Raw genomic sequence first — 758 nt, forward strand, 5'->3', positions numbered from 1 at the left:
AAAAAATGCACCCTAGAGGAGTCGAACCTCTAACCGCCTGATTCGTAGTCAGGTACTCTATCCAGTTGAGCTAAGGGTGCTCATCATTATATGCCGAGGACCGGAATCGAACCGGTACGATCGTTACCAATCGCAGGATTTTAAGTCCTGTGCGTCTGCCAGTTCCGCCACCCCGGCCTCTCTAAGCGAACGACGGGATTCGAACCCGCGACCCCCACCTTGGCAAGGTGGTGTTCTACCACTGAACTACGTTCGCATCGACCTCTTATTCTATATAAAAAAATGCCGGCTACATGACTTGAACACGCGACCCTCTGATTACAAATCAGATGCTCTACCAACTGAGCTAAGCCGGCTACTTTCTATTATGCGGGTTAAGGGACTTGAACCCCCACGCCGTTAAGCGCCAGATCCTAAATCTGGTGCGTCTGCCAATTCCGCCAAACCCGCAAATATGACCCGTACTGGGCTCGAACCAGTGACCCATTGATTAAAAGTCAATTGCTCTACCAACTGAGCTAACGAGTCTAAAATAACTTCCGTTACCTTAAACGGTCCCGACGGGAATCGAACCCGCGATCTTCGCCGTGACAGGGCGACGTGATAACCGCTACACTACGGGACCTATATGGGAGTTAACGGGATCGAACCGCTGACCCTCTGCTTGTAAGGCAGATGCTCTCCCAGCTGAGCTAAACTCCCTCGAGCTAAGCGACTTCCATATCTCACAGGGGGCAACCCCCAACTACTTCCGGCGT

The 758-nt window shown here is 51.8% G+C and carries 8 tRNA genes; all 8 read right to left on the reverse strand.

From position 1 onward, the window contains the following. Nucleotides 1-6: 6 nt before the first annotated feature. Nucleotides 7-80 (reverse strand) — tRNA-Arg (locus PG086_RS09635). 11 nt (nt 81-91) lie between these two features. Beyond that, nucleotides 92-177: transfer RNA gene (locus tag PG086_RS09640), tRNA-Leu, on the reverse strand. 7 nt (nt 178-184) lie between these two features. Next, nucleotides 185-256: transfer RNA gene (locus PG086_RS09645), tRNA-Gly, on the reverse strand. A gap of 27 nt (nt 257-283) precedes the next feature. After that, nucleotides 284-356: transfer RNA gene (locus PG086_RS09650), tRNA-Thr, on the reverse strand. A 12-nt stretch (nt 357-368) separates the two neighbouring features. Further along, nucleotides 369-450: transfer RNA gene (locus PG086_RS09655), tRNA-Leu, on the reverse strand. Between the two features lie 5 nt (nt 451-455). Next, nucleotides 456-528, reverse strand: a tRNA-Lys gene (locus PG086_RS09660). A gap of 24 nt (nt 529-552) precedes the next feature. Beyond that, nucleotides 553-625: transfer RNA gene (locus PG086_RS09665), tRNA-Asp, on the reverse strand. A 4-nt stretch (nt 626-629) separates the two neighbouring features. Next, nucleotides 630-702: transfer RNA gene (locus PG086_RS09670), tRNA-Val, on the reverse strand. Nucleotides 703-758: the final 56 nt, after the last annotated feature.

Source organism: Streptococcus halitosis, assembly GCF_027691175.1.
GTDB lineage: Bacteria > Bacillota > Bacilli > Lactobacillales > Streptococcaceae > Streptococcus > Streptococcus halitosis_A.